This window comes from Streptomyces sp. NPDC088254 (assembly GCF_044740925.1).
Taxonomy (GTDB): domain Bacteria; phylum Actinomycetota; class Actinomycetes; order Streptomycetales; family Streptomycetaceae; genus Streptomyces.
In genome coordinates, this window is record NZ_JBIURQ010000001.1 from 63,173 (window position 1) to 82,859 (window position 19,687).

Sequence of the window (19,687 nt, forward strand, 5' to 3'; positions counted from 1 at the left end):
CACTCCCTCTCGGGTGTATTCCGGACCTGGGGGGCGTTCGGATTCAGCAGGTCGCCGAACTCAGCCGGTCCAGTTCGCCGCCGATCGCCTCGCGCAGCACGTCCTGCCGCGGGCCGAGCCTGAACCGCTCGTCACTCCACCGCTCACGCGGGTAGAGCCACACCGGAGCACCCACGAGACCGTCCGGCTCCCAGTCGAACCGCGGCCAGACATGCGCGTGCAGGAACGGGTCCGTGTTCCCGAGAATCTCCAGATTGACCCGCCTGAAAGCCGGATCCAGCCGCCGGCAGGCGAGCTCCACGGCCTCACCGAGCCGCTCCATGTCCGACAGGAACGACAGCCGCTTCGGCCTCGGCAGGTCCGAGAGCCGCTGCGCTCCCGGTTCGTCCACGAGCAGAACCGAGTAGCCCGGCAGGAACTGGACGTCCCCGATCACCGCGAACCCCGCCGACAGCCGCCGCAGCACGGTCGGATTCTCCCCGCGCAGCGCGGCCCCGATCCGGTCCTCGCGCCAGTCGCCGTTCATGGCGGGAAACCTACATCGCGGTCCGCGACGCCCCTCCGGCCGGTCACGCTCGGTTACTATGCTCATTCGACTCCGGACGCCGGAGGCCACATGGGTGGGGAGCCTGAGGGACATGCTGAGAGAGGTCACCGCGACCCGCTACATCACGCCGTTGCGTGAGGGCGGCTCGCTTCCGGGGCTCGTCGAGACCGACGACCACGGGACCTACGTCATCAAGTTCCGCGGAGCCGGCCAGGGCCGCAAGACGCTCGTCGCGGAGGTCGTCTGCGGCGAACTCGCCCGCCGGCTGGGCCTGCGCGTCCCCCCGCTGGCCGCCGTCACCCTCGACCCCGTGCTCGGACTCGGCGAACCCGACCAGCAGGTACAGGAGTTGCTGCGCTCCAGCGGCGGCGCCAACCTCGGCATGGAGTTCCTCTCCGGGGCCCTCGGCTTCGATCCGCTCGCCTTCCCGGTGAGCCGCGAGGAGGCGGGCCGGATCGTCTGGTTCGACGCGCTGACCAACAACGTCGACCGCTCATGGCGCAACCCCAACCTGCTGTTCCACCGCGGCGAGCTGTGGCTCATCGACCACGGCGCCACCATGATCTGGCACCACAACTGGCCCTCCGCCGAGGCGTCCGCGGCCCGCCCCTACGACGCCTCCGACCACGCGCTCACCGCCTTCCGGCCGGATGTCGCCGCCGCGGCCGCCGAACTCGCCCCGCGCGTCACCGCCGGACTGCTCGCCGAGGTCACCGCCGAGATCCCCGACGCCTGGCTCGCCGACGAGCCCGGCTTCGACTCCCCGGACGCGCTCCGCGACGCCTATGCGGCGCCCCTGCTCGCGCGCGCCGCCGTCATCCACGAACGCATCAAGGGGACCGAGTGAGCGACGACCGCCACTTCATCAGGCCCGGACAGGCGAGCGACCGGGACGTCTACGAGTACGCCCTGCTGCGCGTCGTCCCCCGTGTGGAGCGCGGCGAGTGCATCAACGCCGGGGTGCTCCTCTACTGCCGCGCCCGGTCCTACGTCGGCGCGCTCACCCACCTCGACGAGGCGCGGCTGCTGGCCCTCGACCCGGACGCCGACGTAGCCGGCGTCCGGGCTGCGCTGCGCGCCGTGGAAGGCGTCTGCGCCGGCGGCGAGGCGGCGGGGCAGGCGGCGGGCGACGACGCGGGACGGCGCTTCCGCTGGCTGATCGCGCCCCGCTCGACGGTCGTCCAGCCGGGCCCCGTGCACACCGGGCTCACCGCCGACCCGGCGGCCGAGACCGAACGGTTGCTGAATCTGCTCGTCAGGTAATGGATCACACGCACGCGGATGCCGTTGACACCGCGTGCCAGGGCTTCTAGCGTCACGTCGTACTGAAGGTACTAAGCGGTCGCTCACCCGAGGAGTAGCAGCAATGTCCACCACTGAGCAGCGGGTCGCAGTAGTCACCGGCGCGGCGCGCGGCATCGGCGCGGCCACCGCCGTCCGACTGGCCGCCGAGGGCCGCGCCGTCGCGGTGATCGACCTCGACGAAGCCGCCTGCAAGGACACCGTCGAGAAGATCACCGCCGCGGGCGGCAAGGCCGTCGCGATCGGCGCCGACGTCTCCGACGAGGCCCAGGTCGAGGCCGCCGTCGCCCGCGTGGTCGAGGAGCTCGGCGCGCCGACGATCCTCGTCAACAACGCGGGCGTGCTCCGCGACAACCTGCTGTTCAAGATGAGCGTCTCCGACTGGGACACCGTCCTCGGAGTGCACCTGCGCGGCTCGTTCCTGATGACCAAGGCCGTCCAGAAGCACATGGTCGACGCCGGCTTCGGCCGGGTCGTCAACCTGTCCTCCTCCTCGGCGCTCGGCAACCGCGGCCAGGCCAACTACTCCGCCGCCAAGGCCGGTCTGCAGGGCTTCACCAAGACCCTCGCCATCGAGCTGGGCAAGTTCGGCATCACCGCGAACGCCGTCGCCCCCGGCTTCATCGCCACCGACATGACCGCGGCGACCGCCGCCCGCGTCGGCATGGGCTTCGAGGAGTTCAAGGCCGCCGCCGCCACCCAGATCCCCGTGGCCCGCGTCGGCGAGCCCGACGACATCGCCAACGCGATCGCCTTCTTCACGAACGAGGCCGCGGGCTTCGTCTCCGGCCAGGTGCTGTACGTCGCCGGCGGACCGCTCGACTAAGAGGGCCACCGAGGCCACCAGGGAGCACCAGAAAGCACTGGGGATCACGAAATGACTGAACTGCCCGCACTCTCCGGCCAGGTCGCCCTCGTCACGGGCGCCAGCCGCGGCATCGGCTACGGCGTCGCCGAGGCCCTCGTCGCCCGCGGCGACCGCGTCTGCATCACCGGACGCAACGAGGAGGCGCTCAAGGAAGCCGTCGACAAGCTCGGCGCGGACCGGGTCATCGGCGTCGCCGGCAAGGCCCACGACCTGGAGCACCAGGCCGCCGCCGTCGAACGCACCATGGAGGCCTTCGGCCGCGTCGACCATCTCGTCAACAACGCCGGCACCAACCCGGTCTTCGGCCCGATCGCCGACCTCGACCTGGACGTGGCGCGCAAGGTCTTCGAGACCAACGTGGTCTCCGCCCTCGGCTTCGCCCAGCGCACGTGGCACGCCTGGCAGAAGGACAACGGCGGCACGATCGTCAACATCGCCTCCGTGGCCGGTCTTTCGGCCTCGCCCTTCATCGGCGCGTACGGCGTCAGCAAGGCCGCGATGATCAACCTGACCGTGCAGCTGGCGCACGAGTTCGCGCCGAAGGTACGGGTCAACGCGATCGCCCCGGCCGTCGTGAAGACCAAGTTCGCCCAGGCCCTGTACGAGGGCCGGGAGGCGGAGGCGGCCGCCGCCTACCCGCTGGCCCGGCTCGGCGTGCCCTCCGACATCGGAGGCACCACCGCGTTCCTGACCTCCGAGCAGTCCGCCTGGATCACCGGCCAGACCCTCGTCGTCGACGGAGGCATCTTCCTCAACGCCGGCGTCGGCTGACCCGCACCGCGCGTCCGGGCGCCCTCGCGGCGCCCGGACCGCCGCGCGCACCCTGACAACGTCGTCATCGTCGGCCTCAGCAGTACCGCCCCACCTCCGCCGCCCACGCGGCGGAGGCCTGCGGTATGGTCTGCCAACCCTTGGCATGGCAGATCGAGGAGCGTGCGCGTGTTCAACCGGAACCGATCCTTGCAGCGATTCGCGGCGATCGTGTCCATATCCCTGGTGGCCGGATGCAGTCTCCTGGGAGAGGAAAGCTCCGACGACGCAGGACCGATCGTCGTGGGCACCACCAGTGCCCCCAGCACACTGGACCCCGCCGCCGCCTGGGACGGCTCCTGGGAGCTGTTCCGCAACGTCTACCAGACGCTGCTCGCCTACCCCTACGGCTCGACCACGCCGCAGCCCGACGCCGCCAAGAGCTGCAGCTTCACCGACGCCTCCAGCCGCACCTACCGCTGCGAACTGCGCGAAGGCCTCACCTTCTCCAACGGCGACAAGCTCGACGCCAAGGCCGTCAAGCACTCGATCGACCGGATCAAGGCCATCAACGCCCCCACCGGCCCCGCCGGTCTGCTGGGCAGCCTCGACCGGATCACCGTCAGCGGCGACAACGTGATCGTCTTCGAGCTCAACAAGGCCGACGCCACCTTCCCGTTCGTGCTCGCCACCCCGGCCGGCTCGATCGTCGACCCCGACGACTACCCCGCGAACGCCCTGCGCAAGGAGAACGGCATCGTCGGCTCCGGGCCGTACCGGCTGGAGGGTTACGAGGGCGGAAGACAGGCCGAACTCGTCCGCAACGACAGCTACAAGGGCTACGCCGAGCTCAAGAACGACGCGGTGAACATCCGCTACTTCCAGGACTCCGGCGACATGGTGGCGGCTCTGCGCAAGAAGCAGATCGACATCACCTACCAGGGGCTCGCCGCCGACGACATCGTCGCCCTGGAGGGCGAGGGCGACAAGGGCGACCTCCAGCTCGTCGAGGGCGCCGCCAGCAACATCAACTACCTGGTGTTCAACCCCAAGGACGAGTGGGCCGACCGGCTGCCGGTGCGCCGGGCCGTCGCCCAGCTCATCGACCGGCCCGCCATCGCCCACAAGGTCTACAAGGACACCGTGGACCCGCTGTACTCCATGGTCCCCAAGGGCCTGACCGGGCACACCACCGGCTTCTTCGACGACTTCGGCAAACCCGACGCGGCCAAGGCCCGGAGGATCCTGGCGGACGCCGACATCAGCACGCCCGTCCCGCTCACCCTCTGGTACACCACCGACCGCTACGGCTCCGACACCGCCCTGGAGTTCAAGGAGATCAAGGCGCAGCTGGAGGCCTCCGGACTGTTCCGCATCACCCTCAAGAGCCGCCCCTGGAACACCTACGTCCTCGGCTACCAGAACGGCGAGTACCCCGTCTTCGGCCGCGGCTGGTCCCCGGACTTCCCCGACGCGGACAACTTCATCGCCCCGTTCGTCGGCGAGCAGAACGCCCTCGGCACGCCGTACCCGGAGAAGGAGATCACCCAGGTGCTGCTGCCGCGGTCCCGCCAGTCCAGCGACCGCGCCAACGTGGTCAAGGACTTCGAGAGGGCGCAGCAGATCCTCGTCGACGAGGCCCGGCTGCTCCCGCTCTGGCAGGGCAAGCAGTACCTCGCGGCGAACGAGGACATCTCCGGCGGCGAACGGTCCCTGGACCCGTCGACGATCATGATGGTGGGCGAGCTGTACCGCAAGACCAGCTGGTGAGCGCACCGGGCAGCCGCCTTGTCAGTGGTCGCCTGTAGGTTCTGAGGCCTGGAAGCGACCGCACAACGGAGGACGTTGACGTGACCGACATCGCCATGCTGCCCGAGTCCTGGCGCGGAGTGCTGGGCGACGAGCTTCAGCAGCCCTACTTCAAGGAGCTGACGGAGTTCGTCGAGGAGGAGCGAGCGAAGGGCCCCGTCTACCCTCCGCGCGAGGAGGTCTTCGCCGCGCTCGACGCGACGCCGTACGACCGGGTGAAGGTGCTGGTCCTCGGTCAGGACCCCTACCACGGCGAGGGCCAGGGGCACGGCCTGTGCTTCTCGGTGCGGCCGGGCGTCAAGATTCCCCCGTCGCTGCGCAACATCTACAAGGAGATGCACGAGGAGCTGGGCACGCCGATCCCCGACAACGGCTACCTGATGCCGTGGGCGGAGCAGGGCGTGCTGCTGCTCAACGCGGTGCTCACCGTCCGCTCCGGCGAGGCGAACTCCCACAAGGGCAAGGGGTGGGAGAAGTTCACCGACGCGGTGATCCGCGCCGTGGCCGGCCGGCCCGACCCGGCCGTCTTCGTCCTGTGGGGCAACTACGCGCAGAAGAAGCTGCCGTTGATCGACGAGAGCCGGCACATCGTGGTCAAGGGCGCGCACCCCTCCCCGCTGTCGGCGAAGAAGTTCTTCGGCTCCCGCCCGTTCACCCAGATCAACGAGGCGGTGGCCCGGCAGGGTCACGAGCCGATCGACTGGACCGTCCCGAACCTGGGCTGACCGCCGCCGGGCCGGTTCCACCCGGGCCGGCCCGGTGCCGCCTGACCGGTATTGCCGCCGCAGGCGGCTAGATTCGTCGCGTCGTGGAGCAGGCGGACGGTCGCACCGGCCCCGACGTCCTCGCAACAGGTCCAGGGAGGCGCGGTGGCGGAGCATCGACAGGGGCAGGCGACGCCGGACGCCGTGCTCACACGGATCGGCCAGGTCGTGATGCTGCACCACGGCGGAGACCGCGAGGAGGCCCGGCGCCGCCTCCTCGACCTGTGGACCGAGCTCGGCGACGGCGGCGACCCGCTGCACCGCTGCACCCTCGCCCACTACCTGGCCGACACCCAGGACGACCCCTTCGACGAACTCGCCTGGGACCTACGGGCGCTGTCGGCGGCGGAGGACCAGGACGCCTCGGTGGAGGTGCGGGCGCTGTTCCCCTCCCTGCACCTCAACCTGGCGGCGGACTACGCCAGGCTGGGCCGCTCCGAGGCCGCCCGCAGCCACCTCCGCCGGGCCCGCCGCACGGCCGGCGTCCTCGGCGACGACAGCTACGGCGACGGCGTGCGCGCGGCGATCAGCCGCATGGAACTGCGCCTGGGCGAGGGCGCCTCGGACGACCTTCTCTAGAGCGTGTCGGGAAAGGCCCTCGGTCAGTCGCCGGTCGCGCCGTCGATGCGCTCGCGCAGCAGGTCGGCGTGACCGTTGTGCCGGGCGTACTCCTCGATCATGTGCGTGTAGATCCAGCGCAGGTTGAACGGCTCGCCGCTGTGCCGGCTCTTGCCGTGGGAGAGGTCGTCCAGCTCGAAGCCGGCCGCGTTGCGCCGGGCGATCTCGATCTCGGCCTGCCAGGTGGCGTGGGCCTCCTCCCAGCCGTCCGCGTCGGTGAGATGGAACTCGCCGTCGCGGTCCTCGTCGCTGAAGTAGATCGGCTCGGCGTCCTCACCCACGAGCACCTCGCGGAACCAGCCGCGCTCCACCTCCGCCATGTGCCGCACCAGCCCCAGCAGGGACAGCTCGGACGGCGGCGCGGAAGCGGTGCGCAACTGGGCGTCGGTGAGCCCCTCGCACTTCCAGGCCAGGGTCTGCCGGTGGTACTCCAACCAGCCTTCCAGCATGGTGCGTTCATCGGCGTTCTGGGCGGGTTCGGTGCGCTGCGTCGTCGTCATGACCGCATGATCGCGCAGTCGGCCCCCGACCACCACGCCTTTTCAGCCCCCGCACTCACCCTCGCGCCCTCCCCTCAGTCGCCCAGCATCCCCGCCAGCAGCTCCGAAAGCCCCGCCCGCACCTCCTCCGGGCTCGGGGTCCGCGCCCCGAACGACCCGGCCACGCAGGAGAACATCAGCCCGTCCGCCCAAGCGACCAGCGAGAGCACATGCCGCTCGGGGGACGTCGATCCCAGCGCCGTGACGAGGGCGGCGAGCTGCTCGCGGAAGCGGGCCCCCGCCGCGTCGAAATGGACCCGCAGCTCAGGGCGGCGCGTGGCCTCCAAGGCCAGTTCGTAGCGGGCCAGCGTCAGCTCGCGGTCGCGGGTGAGCGCCCGGTGGGTCGCCAGCGCGAGCGCGTCCACCACGGGGCGCCGGCCGGCCCGCGGATCCGGCAGCTCGTGCAGGGCGAGCGTCCGGGCCTCACGGTCGGCGAGCCGGCGTACCGCCAGCTCCAGCAACGCCTGGCGGGTGCGGGCGACGTTGGAGGTGGAGCCCTGGGGGAGCCCGGCCGCCTCGTCGACGGCCCGATGGGTGAGGCCGCGCGTGCCGCGCTCGGCGAGCAGAGCGAGGGCGGTGTCGGCGACGAGTTCGGCGCGCGAGGCGTCTGGGGCGGGACGTACGGACATGAAGCCAACCTACCCCGCTCACTACACCCGTAGTACAGTCGAGGCGTGGGCGCACTACGGATGTAGTGTGCAGGGGTCGAGCCCAGGAGGAGTCATGGCGCACAGCCAGGAGCGGCCGAGGCGGGCGGTCGTCATAGGAGGCGGCATCGGCGGGCTCACCGCCGCCGCGGCCCTGCACAGCGGCGGCTGGCGGGTCACGGTCCTGGAGAGGGCCTCCTCCCTCGCCCCCGTCGGCGCCGCCATCTCCCTCGCGCCCAACGCCCTGCGCGCCCTCGACGTCATCGGTGTCGGCGACCGGATCCGCGACCTCGCCGCCTGGCAGGGCGACGGAGGGCTGCGCGCCCCGAGCGGGCGCTGGCTGTCCCGCTCCGACGCGGACGCGGCGGCCGCCCGCTTCGGCGGCCCCCTGGTCCTGCTGCACCGCGCCACGCTCATCGACACCCTCGCCGCCCTGCTCCCGACGGACGCCGTCCGCACCGGCACGCCCGGCGCCCTCGCCGATCCCGGCGATATGGGCCCCTCCGGCCGCCCCGCCCGCGTGACCACTCCCGACGGCGATCTGGAAGCCGACCTGGTGGTCGCCGCCGACGGCATCCACTCCGCCGTACGCCGCGCCCTCTTCCCCGGCCACCCCGGCCCCGTCTACTCCGGATTCACCACCTGGCGGGTGGTGATCCCCGTGCCCGGCGCACGGTTCGCCTCGCACGAGACCTGGGGGAGGGGCCGCATCTGGGGCACCCACCCCCTCAAGGACGGCCGCGTCTACGCCTACGCCGCCGCCATGACACCCGCCGGCGGACACGCGCCCGACGACGAGAAGGCCGAACTCCTGCGCCTCTTCGGCGACTGGCACCACCCGGTGCCCGCCGTCCTGGCGGCCGCCCGACCCGAGGACGTCCTGCGCCACGACGTCCACCACCTGGCGCGACCGCTGCCCGCCCACCACCGCGGCCGGGTCGCCCTCCTCGGCGACGCCGCCCACGCCATGCCGCCGACGCTCGGCCAGGGCGGCAACCAGGCCGTCGAGGACGCGATCGTCCTCGCCCATCACGGCGACGACCTCGCCGCCTACACGGCCGCCCGGCTGCCCCGGACGACGTCGATCAGCCGCCAGGCCGTGCGGATCGCCCGCCTCAACATGGCGCGCGGCCGCGCGGTGACGGCCGTCCGCGACGGCGTGCTCGCCGTGGCGTCGAAGGCCGCCCCCGGCCTCGTCCTGCGAGGCTTCGACGGGATCGCCGACTGGCGGCCCCCGCAGGCCCCGTATGCTGCCGTGGAGGCAGGCACGCCAGGACACGCAGGGCGCGGACGAGCAGTGAAGGAGTCCCCGTGAAGGTCGGCTGCATCGGACTCGGTGACATCGCGCGCAAGGCCTACCTGCCGGTGCTCGGCACGCTGCCGGGGATCGAACTCCACCTCCAGACCCGCACCCCGGCCACCCTGGCGCAGGTCGCCGACACCCTGCGACTCCCCGCCGGACAACGGCACCGGGACCTCGACGCGCTCCTCGCCCAGGGCCTCGACGCCGCCTTCGTGCACGCGCCGACCGCGGTCCACCCCGAGATCGTCGCCCGGTTGCTGGACGCGGGCGTCCCCACTTACGTCGACAAGCCGCTGGCGTACGGACTGGCCGACTCCGAGCGGCTCGTGACCCTCGCGGAAGAGCGCGGCACGAGCCTCGCCGTCGGCTTCAACCGGCGCTACGCCCCCGGCTACGCGCAGTGCGCCGACCACCCGCGCGAGCTGATCATCCTGCAGAAGAACCGGGCCGGACTGCCCGAGGAACCGCGCACGATGATCCTCGACGACTTCATCCACGTCGTCGACACGCTCCGCTTCCTCGTGCCGGGGCCGGTCGACGACGTGACCGTGCGGGCCCGCGTCCGGGACGGCCTGCTGCACCACGTCGTCCTCCAGCTCGCCGGCGACGGCTTCACCGCGCTCGGGGTGATGAACCGGCTCAGCGGGTCCAACGAGGAGATCCTGGAGGTGTCCGGGCAGGACACCAAGCGGCAGGTCGTCAACCTCGCCGAGGTGATCGACCACAAGGGCCAGCCGACCCTGCGCCGGCGCGGCGACTGGGTGCCCGTCGCCCGGCAGCGCGGCATCGAACAGGCCGCGCTGGCCTTCCTCGACGCCGTCCGCGCCGGCAAGCTGCTCAGCGCCCGGGACGCACTGGCGACTCACGAACTGTGCGAGCGGGTGGTGCGAGCGGTGCGGGAGACTTCCGGCGCCGCCTGACCGCCCGGGTCCCCTCCCAGGCGGCCGCTGCCGCGAGGATCAGCAGCGCCGCGTGGGCCGGCCAGTCGCCGAAGCGGACGTACGGGGTGACACCGTCGGTGAGCGGCACCTCGTGGACGGCCGTCGAACTCGCGTCCGTCCCCAGCCACGACCCCACCGGTCGGCCGCTCGCGTCGTACACGGCGGACACGCCCGTCAGCGTCGCGTGCACGAACGGCCGCCCCGTCTCCGCGGCGCGCAGGGCGCCCAGCGAAGCGTGCTGCGCGGGCGCCCAGCTCTCCTGGAACGTCGACGTCGACGACTGGGCGACCAGCACGTCCGAGCCGTCCCCGGCCAGATGCCGGCTCATGTCGGGGAACGCCGTCTCGAAGCACACCATCGGCCCGATCCGCAGCCCCCGCCCCGCGTCCATCACGACCTGCTTCGAGCCCCGCCTACGGTCCTCACCGGCCGCCTTGCCCACCGAGGAAGCCCAGCCGAGCAGCGAACGGGCCGGGATGTACTCCCCGAAGGGAACCAGCCGCATCTTGTCGTACCGGTCGCCGGTCGGGCCGTCCGGGCCGATCAGGAGCGAACTCTTGTAGATGCCGGGCACGTCCGAGCGGCGGGCGTCCACGTTGACCAGGATGTCGGCGCCGGTAGCACGGGACAGCTCCGCCAGCCGGCGCGCCAGGTCGGGCCGGTCGTCGAGGTCGTAGCCGACGCTGCTCTCACCCCAGACCACCAGGTCCACGTCCTGCCCGGCGAGCCCCCGCGTCAGCTGTTCCTCCCGGTCGAAACGGCGGTCCGGGCCGTCGATCACACCCGGCTGCACCACGGCGATCCGGGCCACCCGCCCGGTGGGGTCCGGCCTCGGCGACCACACCCACGCGGCGGACGCCGCGGCGGCCGTCGCCGCGAGCCCCGCCACGGCGGGCAGCCGGTGCGCCGGCACCGCGACGAGCACGGCCACCGCCACGTTCACGGCCACCACCAGGAAGCTGAGCAGCCACACCCCGCCCACGGACGCCAGCCGCAACGCGGGCTCCACCTGCCACTGACTCGACCCGAGCACGCCCCACGGCCCGCCCAGCGCCTGCCAGGACCGGACCAGCTCCACGGCGAGCCAGCCCGAGGGCAGCACGGCGAGCGCGGCCGCAGCCCGCCCCCGCGAGGGCGCACCGCCGAGGAACCGGCGCACCAGCCAGCCCCACGGCGCCCACAACGCACCGAGCAGCGCGGCCAGCACGAAGATGAAGACGTGCAGGAACGGCAGCAGCCACAGATGCATGGCCAGCATGAACCCGAACCCGGCGCACCAGCCGTCGTACGCCGCCCGTTTGCCCGTCGGGGCCGACCGGACGAGCAGCAGCAGCGGGACCAGCGCGAACCACGCCCACCACCACAGGGCGGGCGCCGGGAACGCCGGCACGGGCAGCGCGCCGGCCAGCGCCGCGAGAGCGGAACGCCGCCAGGGGGAGGTGAGCCAGGGACCGAACGTCTTCATACGGCACCTCCCTACCCACTGACGGCTCCAGTGTGCGCGCCCCGGACGATCTCCGACCAGATGGCGTCGGTCACTCCCGGGGCATCGGGCCCGGCCGGCTCCCGGACGGCCGCGGAGTGCGGCGCCACTTCTCCGCCACGACCACCTCGCGCAGCCGCCAGCCGTCGTCAGTCCGCAGCAGGGCGAAGGAGTAGCGGCCGCCGCAGACGAAGTCGGGCGGCCCGGCCGAAGCACCGGAACCCGTGTCGTCGAAGCGGGCGGCGTCCCCCGCCAGCCGCATCGGGTTGAGGTAGTCGGCCAGGACGTGCGCCGTGTCGCCCCGGTCCCGCTCCAGGACCCCGAAGCGGAGACGGCGGTTCACGATCAGGTGCTGCCGCATGGAGAACGGCCGCATGCTCTCGGCGAGCCACGCGGCCACCTTCCCGGCGTCCCCCTCGATCCCGCCGGCGGAACGGTAGTCCGCCCGGCCGTCCGAGGTGAACAACTCCCGGTACGCTGCCCAGTCACCGTCGTCGACCGCGACCGCGTACTCCGTGATCAATCCGTCGACGGCCAGCCGGTCCATCACGGTGGCGAGCTCCACACGCTGCGTCATGACCCGAGTGTTGGGCATGGACCTCGCGGAGCCAAGGGCCGTGCGGGGATGGCCCTCGGCAAGGCCGCACACGGCTGCACAATAGGGTGACCCCATGCCTGCCACCCTGAGCCCCACGAAGACGCGCGCCGCGCTCCGCGCGTCCGCGCGCATATCCGTCGACCTGCTGCTGGTCCTCGTGATGCTCGCGGTCGCCCTGTGGCTGCTCGGACGGACCTGGTCCGTGGTGTGGCCGCTCGTCGTCGGCCTGCTCCTGACGACGCTGACCTGGCCGCCGACCCGCTTCCTGCGCCGGCGCGGCTGGCCGCCCGCCCTGGCCGCGGCCACCGTGACGGTGCTGTTCCTGCTGGTCGCCATGGGCGTCGTGGCGCTGATCGCGGTGCCGGTGGCGTCGCAGTCCGGCGACCTGACCGACGGCGTGGTGGAAGGCATGCAGAGGCTGCGCGAGTGGGCGGCCGGACCGCCGTTGAAGATCGACGACGCCCAGATCACCAAGGGTCTCGACAGCGCGGTCGCCCGGGCCCAGGACGGAATGGGCAGCGCGGTCACCGCCGTCGTCACCGGGGTGAGCACCGTCGTCAACGGGGTCATCACGGCCGTGCTGGCGCTGTTCCTGATGTTCTTCTTCCTCAAGGACGGCCCGCGCTTCCTGCCGTGGCTGGCCCGTCAGCTCCCCGGCCGGCTCGCCACCGACGTCCCGACCGTGGCCGAACGCGGTTGGGACACCCTGGGCGCGTTCGTGCGCTCCCAGGCGGTCGTCGGGCTGCTGGACGCCGTCCTCATCGGCCTCGGCCTGTGGATCCTCAAGGTGCCGCTGGTGCTGCCGCTGGCAGTGCTGACCTTCGTCTCGGCGTTCGTGCCCATCGTGGGCGCCCTGTTCGCCGGCTTCGTCGCGGTGCTCATCGCTCTGGTCTCCAACGGCCTGACGGACGCGCTGATCGTGCTGGCGATCATCGTCGTGGTGCAGCAGCTGGAGGGCAACGTCTTCCAGCCCATGATCCAGAGCCGTGGCCTCGGCCTCCACGCCGCGGTGGTCCTCCTCGCGGTGACGCTGGGCGGCAGCCTGGCCGGCATTGTGGGCAGCTTCCTCGCGGTACCGGTCGCCGCACTGGTCGCGGTGGCCTGGAACTACGTCCGCGAACAGCTCACGGATCCCCCGCAGGAACCGGAGCCGGACGCCTCGCCCGAGGGCGCGGTCGTCCCGTCGTGACGTCCGCCGGCGACCGTGCGGGTGCCGTGCGGGTGCCGTGCGTGCCGCTCAGGGCCGCAGGTGGGCGAGCAGTTCGTCACCGGCGGGGTAGGGCCGCTCCCGGGGAAGCAGCTCCCGCGCGGCATCCTGATCGCCGCGGCCGACGAGTGCGCGGATCTCCCGGGCGAGCGGGGTCACATCGCTGATGGACACGGTCCACTCGTCGGCGTAGCGCGCTGACGCCTCGCCGGAAAGCCCGAGTTGCAGCGAACGGTACGGCAGGGGACGTGAGTTCAGGTCGCGTTCGGGATCCCACTGGACACGGGCCGGCGCCCGCTTGAGTTCCCGCTGCCAGGCGCCGCGATCGGGGTACAGGGAGCGAACGTGGCTCGACAGACAGGCATGGCGCAGCGCCCAGTCGAAACCGGCGCGAGTGATCTCGACGGCGAGAACGGTCTCCTGCCCGGCACTGGCGCCCCAGTCGGAGCGGTACATCATCCACAGGAAGCTGGGCTTGATCCACGTCATGCGGTTCCGCCGCCACGTGGACGGGAAGCGGCCGTGGCGGGCGGCGGGCACTCCGATCGCGGGGTCGTAGGCCTGGTAGACGGTGATCGTGGACGCCGTGTGGAGCGCGCGGATCTCGCGGATCTCTTGGTTCGGGTGTTCCATGGCGCACAGTTTTCGGCCCCGACGGATCGGCGGGCCAGCGATTTTCGATCACCGTGCGGCCCGTGCGGCCCGTGCGGCCCGTGCGGCCCGTGCGGCTCGAACGAACGCTCGCCTCGCTCTTCGAAAAGAACCACAAGCGCGGCCTGCCCGCCCTACGATCGCTCGCATGCTGATTCGCCGGACATTACGGATGATCGTCATGCTCGCGGTGGCCCTCTCCGGAGCGATCGGGGGCGGCGTGGGGACGGCACAGGCCGAGGAACAAAGCCCCTCGTACGAACGTCAGTTGTTGTTCTACAACCACTCCTACGGGGTCCTCGACCGGGAGACCGCCGACGCCATCGAACACTCCGCGTACCTGCGGGACTTCGCTCACTTCCAGGTCCGCACCACGAGCGGCACGGACGGACAGACCTGGACCGGCCGCTACCTGATGGGCCGTGAGACCTACCTGGAGTTGTTCGGAGTCGGTGACATCGCCGGCCAGGACGGCACCCTCGGCTCCGCAGGGCTCGGCCTGTCGACCGAGCGGGCGGGAGACATGGCGACGGTCACCCAGCGGCTGAAGGGCGAGGGGGGCCCCGAACCCGTCACCTTCCTCCAGACCCGGGACTTCGGTGACGGTGTGCCCGTGCCATGGTTCGACGCCGTCCTCACCACCACCGCGTACGACGCCTTCGGGGCCTGGGCGATGGAGTACCGGCCGGAGTACTTCGCCGACCCCCGCGGCAACACCGAGCCGGCGAGCTTCCCCGGTGACGTCGGCAGGGAGCGCTACCTCTCGGACGACTACCGCACCCATCTGATGCGTGACGTGACCGCCGTGCACCTCGCGGTCACCGAGGGCGACCTGGCCGACACCGTGCCGCTGCTGCGGGCAGGCGGGTTCGCCGTCCGGACCCTGCCGGACGGGGGCGTCGTCGCGGAGCACGGCGGTACCACGATCCGCCTCGACGTCGTCCCGCGCGAACAAGCGGGACTGCGGCGGGTCGACATGTCCCTCAACGGCCCCGCGAAGACCCGGCACGTGCAGCAGCTCGGCCACTCCACCCTGACCGTCGGCCCCGGCAGCCACGCCGTCTGGACGTTCGCCCCCAACGGCGTTCGCTAGAGCTGGGGTGGGCCGGGGACGCCGTTCGGATCAGCCGAGGCGGCCCTTCAGGTGATTGCCGCGCGCCTCCTGGGCGGGCCGGCCGTCGCAGGGGTACGGCGTCTCAGCAGAGGACGAACGCTGATTGCCGTGAGGAGCGTGGAAATGTACGCAGCAGTGCGGCGGTACGAAGGGGTGACCGATGCCGCCGAGGCGGCTCGGCTCGTGAACGAGGGGTTCGTGCCGCTCATGCAGCAGGTCTCCGGATTCGTGGCCTACTACTGGATCGACGCCGGTGACGGGGTGATGGTCTCCACCAGTGTCTTCCGGGACCGGGCCGGCGCCGAGGAATCGATCACCAAGGCCGCGGACTTCGTACGGGAGAACCTCACGGCGCTGCTCCCCAACCCGCCGCAGGTCGTGGCCGGCGAGGTGGTGGCCTCCGCGTGACGGCCGCCCCGGCCGAATCCACTGGGGCGAAACCCTCGTGAGCTGGGATCGTGGCTGTGTGTCGAAGTGGATGAAGAGGAAAGCCCCGGCCGGTCCGCAGGACCCTGAGCCGGGGCTTTCCTCGTACCAGCGGGAGATACGGGACCGGCTCCTCGCGGCCCCTGTGCTGCCGGCGCCCGAGCCGTGGCGCCGGGTCGTGTGCCCGCCGGTGGGCGGACTTCTCGGGATCGGGTTCGCCTCGCACCCCGGCACCGGCCACGACATGGTGATGGTCGTCTCGCACGACGGCCACGGTCTGTTCGACGCCGCCACGGGGGAGAGGATCGCCCGGGACCGGAACCCCGCCCCCGAGGACAGCACCCCTGACGCGGCGCCCGACCTGTCGTGCCCTGGCCTGGGCCCCGTAGCCGGAAGCAGGGTGCACATCGCCGGGCTCTACGGGGGCGGGCTGCACACCACGACCGCGGACGGCTGGACCGTAGAGGCCGTCGTCCCGGCCTGGCCGCACGAACGTGTCCTGCTCTCCCGCGACGGCGGCCTGCCGCACGCCGGCCGGCACGGCGGCGACTGGTGGCACGTCCACCACTGCAACCACTCCGAGCTGCGAGCCGTCGGCTTCTCACCGACGGGGCAGACCCTCGCCGTCGCGACGAGCAGCGGCCTCTCGCTGTGGACCCGCAGGACGGACCGCGGTCTCTGAGGCGAGGGAATTCACTCCACCTCGACGCCGAAGTCCCGCACGAGTTCCTCCAAGCCGCCCGGGTAGCCCTTGCCGCCCAGGACGAAGTCCCAGTCGCCGTTCGCCCTGCGGCGGAAGGAGCCGAGGACCAGGGCCGTTTCGCCTGGCCGGCCGTCGGAGACCTCCAACTGCCCCAGTTCCGTCAGAGCGGGGTCGAGGAGGCGGATGCGCGCGTCGGTGAAGCCGGAGAGGTCGGCGTCCGGGTTGACCTCCGGGTCGACGGCGGCCACGAGCACGAACCGGTCGGCCTCGGCCGGCAACCCCTCGAAGGAGACGCAGATCGCGGCCTTGTCGGGCGCCGTGGCCGGCAGGGCGCGCACCGAACCGTCCGGTGTCGCCGGGTTGTTGAAGAAGACGAAGTGATCGTCGCTGAGAACGCTGTTGCCGCGGCAGACGAGGGCGCACACGTCCAGGGCGACGCGTCCGGTCCACGACATGCCCAGGACGTTGTAGTCCGGCGGCAGTTGGGCGTCCGGCGGCGAAGGGAGCGGCTGCACGTCGGCCTGCCGGCCCCCGTCGCCCAGCCGCCCGCTCAGTCCATGACGATGCAGCAGGTCGACGAGCTCCGCTCCCGAGACCAGTTCCAGCGGCTTGCCGTTGGCGAAGGTGTGCGAGCCGGGGCCGAAACCCGAAGTCGTCACCAGGACACCCTTGTTGGCGCCGGTGTCCTGCACCGTCCCGTACAGGTCGCGCACGGCGGTTGGCGGCACCGTGTTGCGGTAGCGCTTCACCTGGACGATGATCTTGCCGCCCCGTATCGGCGCCGGATCCAGCGCGTCGACGTCCACGCCGCCGTCGTTGGAGCGCTGGGTGGTCACCGCCTGCATGCCCATCGCTCGGAAGAGGTCGGCCACCAGGCCCTCGAAGGCGACCGGATCCATCGCGAACAGGTCCGGTTCCTCGCCGCCGCCGTGGGCGACGACGGGGTTGCCGACCTCCTGCGGCCGACGGCCCGGCCGCACGGGCGTGAGCTGGTCCGGCCGGGCCGACAGCTGCCCGCGCAGCGCGTCGGCCAGGCAGCTGCCGGCGTCCACCTGGGCCAGATGCAGGTCGCGGAAGGAGGAGCGCGCGGCCATGACGGTCGCGACGAAGATGTGGCCCGGGCGGCCAGTCGTCGGATCGTGTCCGTCGACGAACCCGTTCAGGGCCACCGACTCGAGCGCGCCCTGGTCGTCGGCCGCGAACAGCTCGTGCAGGACGAGCAGCACGCACTGCGCCAGCACCTCCCGGTACAGAGCGCGCCGCTGGCTCACCGGGCGGGGCGTCTCCTTGTACTGGTCGGTCGCGGCCGTCCACCTCACGGACTTGGTCTCGGGGACGACCGTGTACGGGGGCAGCTCCCAGTCGAGCACCAGCTGCCGGGCCGCCGGATCGTAGGCCGCCGCGACCTGGCGCGGAAAGGCCTCGGGCCACGCGGTCGAGGCGTACAGCGCGGCGGAGAAGTACTCGACGACGGACTCGGGGTCCCCGCGCCGCACCCCGTCGGTGACGGCGGTGACGCCGGCGTTGTGCCGTCGCACCTCGGCCAGCCGGGCATCGGCCCACTGCTGGTACTCCCGCTGGTAGGAGGCCAGTTGACGCTGCCGTTCGGCCTCCGCGGCCTGGGCGGCGCGCCAGTCGTGCTCGAAGCGGGACTGCGCTTCGGCCTGGGCCTGCGCCCGGCGACTCGCGCTCCAGCCGCCCTGCGCCTGGTAGTGGTGGAATTCCGGCATGGGCACGGGGTGCGCCAACGGACCCGGGGCGAAGGGCTGTACGTCCTCCGCTCGCAGAAGGGTGGAGGCCCGGAAGGGAGGGGCCTGGCAGCCCGCGACGAGAAGGCTTTGCAGGGAGGCGACCTGTGCGTCCAGTTCCTCCGTGCGCCGCACTGCCTCCGCCTGCCTGTACTCGCGGTGGCTCTGCACGGCCCGCCGCTCGTAGGCGCGCGTCTGCTGCTCCTGAAGTCGTCGCCGTCTGGCTTCGGCGTCCAGTTGGCGTTGCTGCTGCCGCTGCATCTCGGCCCAGACGCCGACGAAACCAGTAGAGCGACGACTCATGTGCTGCGGGCCCTCCCCGTACTCGACAGCCGAAGCCAATTGGTTGTCCCCACAACCACTCACGGCGAAACGACTCCGACCAGCGATCAGGGCCTCTCGCACCCGCCCGGCGGGACTGCCCCGGCAGGCCGAACGCTCTCGCGCGGGCACGCGCATGACGGGGAGCAGCCTGCTACGCCGCCCTGACCACGTCGTCCCGCACGGCCGTCGCCCACTCGACGACCAGCAGTTCGTACTCGGACCGGTCCTGGTCCGACAGACTGCCGCCCGTGCGCTGCCACAGCGCACGGATCTGCTCGTTCACCTCGGAGGCGGAGCGCACGGAACCACGGACCACGGAACTGGGGGACATGGCGACAGCCTAGGGGCAAGCGCTGACAGTGCGCTGCCGAACGGCTACGCAGGCCGTATGTCCTCGGTCACGGCCCACCCGCTTCCTGAGGCGTCCTGCCGGGGACTCAGCCCGCGGACTCAGCCGCGTGCGGACTGAGCGCGCCCATGGCGACCAGGACGATGATGACTATGCCGAGCACCACCCGGTAGTACACGAACGGCATGAAGGACTTCGTGCTGATGAACTTCATGAACCAGGCGATCACCGCATATCCGGACGCGAAGGCGATCACCGTTGCGAACGCCGTCGGACCCCACGCCACATGGCCGCCCTCCATCGCGTCCTTGAGCTCGAACGTGCCCGAGGCCAGCACCGCCGGGATGGCGAGCAGGAAGGAGTAGCGGGCCGCCGCCTCGCGCTTGTAGCCCATGAACAGGCCGCCGCTGATGGTGGCGCCGGAGCGGGACACGCCGGGGATGAGCGCGCAGGCCTGGCAGAGGCCGAAGATCAGGCCGTCCTTCACGCCCAGGTTCTCCAGCCCCTTGCGCTGCTTCGGCGCGCGGTGGCGGCCGCCCTTCTCGTCGCGTGCCGCGAGCCGGTCCGCGACGGCGATGACTATGCCGACGACGACGAGCATCGTCGCGGTGATCCGCAGATCGCGGAACGGCCCCTCGATCGCGTCCTTGAGGGTGATGCCGAGCACGCCGATGGGGATCGATCCGACGATCACCAGCCAGCCCATCTGGGCGTCGTGGTCCTTGCGCATCTCCTTGTCGAAGAGTGACCGGGACCACGCGGACAGGATCCGGCCGATGTCCTTGCGGAAGTAGATCAGCACCGCGGCCTCGGTGCCGATCTGCGTGATCGCGGTGAAGGCGGCGCCGGGGTCCTCCCAGCCCGAGAAGGCCGCGGTCAGCCGCAGGTGCGCGCTGGAGGAGACGGGGAGGAACTCGGTCAGCCCCTGGACGAGTCCGAGGATGAGGGATTCAAACCAAGACATGAGGTTACGGAGTCCAAGTGCCGATCGGGGGG

Annotated in this window: 22 protein-coding genes; 13 read left to right on the forward strand and 9 right to left on the reverse strand. The window is 71.7% G+C overall.

The window, feature by feature from the left end; all coding sequences use genetic code 11:
* Window positions 1-43: 43 nt before the first annotated feature.
* Window positions 44-526, reverse strand: coding sequence for a diadenosine tetraphosphate hydrolase (locus tag ACIOC0_RS00335; protein WP_402150402.1), 483 nt, complete (start codon window positions 524-526; stop codon window positions 44-46).
* Between the two features lie 112 nt (window positions 527-638).
* Between ACIOC0_RS00335 and ACIOC0_RS00340 the strand changes: the two genes are divergently transcribed.
* The 7 genes from ACIOC0_RS00340 (at window position 639) to ACIOC0_RS00370 (ending at window position 6,619) form a co-directional block, all read left to right on the forward strand.
* On the forward strand, window positions 639-1,394 hold the full coding sequence (locus ACIOC0_RS00340; protein ID WP_351098055.1) for a HipA family kinase: 756 nt from the start codon (window positions 639-641) through the stop codon (window positions 1,392-1,394).
* Window positions 1,391-1,810 (forward strand): DUF3037 domain-containing protein, encoded by a 420-nt coding sequence (locus ACIOC0_RS00345; protein ID WP_402150406.1) that lies wholly within the window; start codon window positions 1,391-1,393, stop codon window positions 1,808-1,810. Before ACIOC0_RS00340 ends, ACIOC0_RS00345 begins: the two co-directional genes overlap by 4 nt.
* A 103-nt stretch (window positions 1,811-1,913) precedes the next feature.
* Window positions 1,914-2,675 carry a 3-oxoacyl-ACP reductase FabG gene (gene fabG, locus ACIOC0_RS00350; protein WP_130439745.1) on the forward strand — a complete coding sequence of 254 codons (762 nt, stop codon included), beginning with the start codon at window positions 1,914-1,916 and terminating at the stop codon, window positions 2,673-2,675.
* A 51-nt stretch (window positions 2,676-2,726) separates the two neighbouring features.
* Complete coding sequence (locus tag ACIOC0_RS00355) at window positions 2,727-3,488, forward strand: SDR family oxidoreductase (RefSeq protein WP_402150409.1); 762 nt, start codon at window positions 2,727-2,729, stop codon at window positions 3,486-3,488.
* A 168-nt stretch (window positions 3,489-3,656) separates the two neighbouring features.
* Window positions 3,657-5,237: an ABC transporter substrate-binding protein gene (locus ACIOC0_RS00360; protein ID WP_402150412.1), complete on the forward strand. Its 1,581-nt coding sequence runs from the start codon at window positions 3,657-3,659 to the stop codon at window positions 5,235-5,237.
* A gap of 80 nt (window positions 5,238-5,317) precedes the next feature.
* Entirely contained in the window at window positions 5,318-6,001 is a 684-nt protein-coding gene (gene ung, locus ACIOC0_RS00365; RefSeq protein WP_402150415.1) for a uracil-DNA glycosylase, read from the forward strand.
* 210 nt (window positions 6,002-6,211) lie between these two features.
* A complete protein-coding gene (locus ACIOC0_RS00370) occupies window positions 6,212-6,619 on the forward strand; it encodes a hypothetical protein (RefSeq protein WP_402153099.1) in 408 nt (135 codons plus the stop codon).
* Window positions 6,620-6,642: 23 nt separating this feature from the next.
* On the opposite strand, the gene ACIOC0_RS00375 is transcribed toward ACIOC0_RS00370, so the two are convergent.
* Window positions 6,643-7,158 carry a DinB family protein gene (locus ACIOC0_RS00375; RefSeq protein WP_402150418.1) on the reverse strand — a complete coding sequence of 172 codons (516 nt, stop codon included), beginning with the start codon at window positions 7,156-7,158 and terminating at the stop codon, window positions 6,643-6,645.
* Between the two features lie 74 nt (window positions 7,159-7,232).
* Window positions 7,233-7,826 (reverse strand): TetR/AcrR family transcriptional regulator, encoded by a 594-nt coding sequence (locus ACIOC0_RS00380; protein ID WP_402150421.1) that lies wholly within the window; start codon window positions 7,824-7,826, stop codon window positions 7,233-7,235.
* 94 nt (window positions 7,827-7,920) lie between these two features.
* On the opposite strand from ACIOC0_RS00380, the gene ACIOC0_RS00385 reads away from it, so the two are divergent.
* Together ACIOC0_RS00385 and ACIOC0_RS00390 are read left to right on the forward strand one after the other, a co-directional pair.
* Entirely contained in the window at window positions 7,921-9,159 is a 1,239-nt protein-coding gene (locus tag ACIOC0_RS00385) for an FAD-dependent monooxygenase (protein WP_402150424.1), read from the forward strand.
* Entirely contained in the window at window positions 9,156-10,067 is a 912-nt protein-coding gene (locus tag ACIOC0_RS00390; protein WP_402150427.1) for a Gfo/Idh/MocA family protein, read from the forward strand. Before ACIOC0_RS00385 ends, ACIOC0_RS00390 begins: the two co-directional genes overlap by 4 nt.
* Here the strand turns inward: ACIOC0_RS00390 and lnt are convergent.
* Together lnt and ACIOC0_RS00400 are read right to left on the reverse strand one after the other, a co-directional pair.
* Entirely contained in the window at window positions 9,985-11,553 is a 1,569-nt protein-coding gene (gene lnt, locus ACIOC0_RS00395) for an apolipoprotein N-acyltransferase (RefSeq protein WP_402150430.1), read from the reverse strand. The genes ACIOC0_RS00390 and lnt overlap by 83 nt on opposite strands.
* Before the next feature lie 70 nt (window positions 11,554-11,623).
* Window positions 11,624-12,148, reverse strand: coding sequence for a nuclear transport factor 2 family protein (locus tag ACIOC0_RS00400; RefSeq protein WP_402150433.1), 525 nt, complete (start codon window positions 12,146-12,148; stop codon window positions 11,624-11,626).
* 94 nt (window positions 12,149-12,242) lie between these two features.
* Here ACIOC0_RS00400 and ACIOC0_RS00405 point away from each other — a divergent pair, with 94 nt between their 5' ends.
* Window positions 12,243-13,358, forward strand: coding sequence for an AI-2E family transporter (locus ACIOC0_RS00405; RefSeq protein WP_402150436.1), 1,116 nt, complete (start codon window positions 12,243-12,245; stop codon window positions 13,356-13,358).
* Between the two features lie 48 nt (window positions 13,359-13,406).
* Here the strand turns inward: ACIOC0_RS00405 and ACIOC0_RS00410 are convergent, their stop codons facing one another.
* Entirely contained in the window at window positions 13,407-14,009 is a 603-nt protein-coding gene (locus ACIOC0_RS00410; protein WP_402150439.1) for a DUF4291 domain-containing protein, read from the reverse strand.
* Between the two features lie 190 nt (window positions 14,010-14,199).
* Here ACIOC0_RS00410 and ACIOC0_RS00415 point away from each other — a divergent pair, with 190 nt between their 5' ends.
* From ACIOC0_RS00415 to ACIOC0_RS00425, 3 genes are all read left to right on the forward strand, one after another.
* Entirely contained in the window at window positions 14,200-15,120 is a 921-nt protein-coding gene (locus ACIOC0_RS00415) for a DUF5829 family protein (protein WP_402153101.1), read from the forward strand.
* 144 nt (window positions 15,121-15,264) lie between these two features.
* Window positions 15,265-15,549 (forward strand): hypothetical protein, encoded by a 285-nt coding sequence (locus ACIOC0_RS00420; protein WP_402150442.1) that lies wholly within the window; start codon window positions 15,265-15,267, stop codon window positions 15,547-15,549.
* 70 nt (window positions 15,550-15,619) lie between these two features.
* Window positions 15,620-16,249: a hypothetical protein gene (locus tag ACIOC0_RS00425; protein WP_402153103.1), complete on the forward strand. Its 630-nt coding sequence runs from the start codon at window positions 15,620-15,622 to the stop codon at window positions 16,247-16,249.
* An 11-nt stretch (window positions 16,250-16,260) separates the two neighbouring features.
* Here ACIOC0_RS00425 and ACIOC0_RS00430 read toward each other — a convergent pair whose 3' ends face one another.
* From ACIOC0_RS00430 to ACIOC0_RS00440, 3 genes are all read right to left on the reverse strand, one after another.
* Entirely contained in the window at window positions 16,261-18,321 is a 2,061-nt protein-coding gene (locus ACIOC0_RS00430) for a restriction endonuclease (RefSeq protein ID WP_402150445.1), read from the reverse strand.
* Window positions 18,322-18,493: 172 nt separating this feature from the next.
* The gene (locus ACIOC0_RS00435) at window positions 18,494-18,673 is read right to left on the reverse strand and encodes a hypothetical protein (RefSeq protein WP_402150448.1); all 180 of its coding nucleotides are present in this window, start codon (window positions 18,671-18,673) and stop codon (window positions 18,494-18,496) included.
* 106 nt (window positions 18,674-18,779) lie between these two features.
* Window positions 18,780-19,655: an undecaprenyl-diphosphate phosphatase gene (locus ACIOC0_RS00440; RefSeq protein ID WP_402150451.1), complete on the reverse strand. Its 876-nt coding sequence runs from the start codon at window positions 19,653-19,655 to the stop codon at window positions 18,780-18,782.
* Window positions 19,656-19,687 lie beyond the last annotated feature (32 nt).

Bases quoted from the DNA above. Each gene is read 5' to 3' on its own strand.
- ACIOC0_RS00430 (WP_402150445.1), bottom strand. From the start codon at position 18,321: ATGAGTCGTCGCTCTACTGGTTTCGTCGGCGTCTGGGCCGAGATGCAG.
- ACIOC0_RS00440 (WP_402150451.1), bottom strand. From the start codon at position 19,655: ATGTCTTGGTTTGAATCCCTCATCCTCGGACTCGTCCAGGGGCTGACC.
- ACIOC0_RS00435 (WP_402150448.1), bottom strand. From the start codon at position 18,673: ATGTCCCCCAGTTCCGTGGTCCGTGGTTCCGTGCGCTCCGCCTCCGAG.
- ACIOC0_RS00425 (WP_402153103.1), top strand. From the start codon at position 15,620: ATGAAGAGGAAAGCCCCGGCCGGTCCGCAGGACCCTGAGCCGGGGCTT.
- ACIOC0_RS00415 (WP_402153101.1), top strand. From the start codon at position 14,200: ATGATCGTCATGCTCGCGGTGGCCCTCTCCGGAGCGATCGGGGGCGGC.
- ACIOC0_RS00355 (WP_402150409.1), top strand. From the start codon at position 2,727: ATGACTGAACTGCCCGCACTCTCCGGCCAGGTCGCCCTCGTCACGGGC.
- ACIOC0_RS00375 (WP_402150418.1), bottom strand. From the start codon at position 7,158: ATGACGACGACGCAGCGCACCGAACCCGCCCAGAACGCCGATGAACGC.
- ACIOC0_RS00335 (WP_402150402.1), bottom strand. From the start codon at position 526: ATGAACGGCGACTGGCGCGAGGACCGGATCGGGGCCGCGCTGCGCGGG.
- fabG (WP_130439745.1), top strand. From the start codon at position 1,914: ATGTCCACCACTGAGCAGCGGGTCGCAGTAGTCACCGGCGCGGCGCGC.
- ACIOC0_RS00370 (WP_402153099.1), top strand. From the start codon at position 6,212: ATGCTGCACCACGGCGGAGACCGCGAGGAGGCCCGGCGCCGCCTCCTC.
- ACIOC0_RS00420 (WP_402150442.1), top strand. From the start codon at position 15,265: ATGTACGCAGCAGTGCGGCGGTACGAAGGGGTGACCGATGCCGCCGAG.
- ACIOC0_RS00410 (WP_402150439.1), bottom strand. From the start codon at position 14,009: ATGGAACACCCGAACCAAGAGATCCGCGAGATCCGCGCGCTCCACACG.
- ACIOC0_RS00405 (WP_402150436.1), top strand. From the start codon at position 12,243: ATGCCTGCCACCCTGAGCCCCACGAAGACGCGCGCCGCGCTCCGCGCG.
- ACIOC0_RS00340 (WP_351098055.1), top strand. From the start codon at position 639: ATGCTGAGAGAGGTCACCGCGACCCGCTACATCACGCCGTTGCGTGAG.
- ACIOC0_RS00380 (WP_402150421.1), bottom strand. From the start codon at position 7,826: ATGTCCGTACGTCCCGCCCCAGACGCCTCGCGCGCCGAACTCGTCGCC.
- ACIOC0_RS00400 (WP_402150433.1), bottom strand. From the start codon at position 12,148: ATGACGCAGCGTGTGGAGCTCGCCACCGTGATGGACCGGCTGGCCGTC.
- ACIOC0_RS00385 (WP_402150424.1), top strand. From the start codon at position 7,921: ATGGCGCACAGCCAGGAGCGGCCGAGGCGGGCGGTCGTCATAGGAGGC.
- lnt (WP_402150430.1), bottom strand. From the start codon at position 11,553: ATGAAGACGTTCGGTCCCTGGCTCACCTCCCCCTGGCGGCGTTCCGCT.